This is a genomic window from Aeromonas sobria, assembly GCF_000820145.1.
GTDB classification, from domain to species: Bacteria; Pseudomonadota; Gammaproteobacteria; order Enterobacterales; family Aeromonadaceae; genus Aeromonas; species Aeromonas sobria.
Map to the genome: position 1 here is coordinate 1 of NZ_CDBW01000037.1, position 248 is coordinate 248.

Here is a 248-nt window from a genome sequence, read left to right on the forward strand (position 1 = left end):
TCGGAATCGCTAGTAATCGCAAATCAGAATGTTGCGGTGAATACGTTCCCGGGCCTTGTACACACCGCCCGTCACACCATGGGAGTGGGTTGCACCAGAAGTAGATAGCTTAACCTTCGGGAGGGCGTTTACCACGGTGTGATTCATGACTGGGGTGAAGTCGTAACAAGGTAACCCTAGGGGAACCTGGGGTTGGATCACCTCCTTACCTTAAAGATGACGAAGTTGTTGAGTGTTCACACAGATTG

At 50.8% G+C, this 248-nt stretch carries 1 rRNA gene; it reads left to right on the top strand.

Going from position 1 to position 248, the window contains the following annotated elements:
* Positions 1-208 (top strand): 16S ribosomal RNA (locus BN1135_RS16705); the annotation flags it as partial.
* Positions 209-248 lie beyond the last annotated feature (40 nt).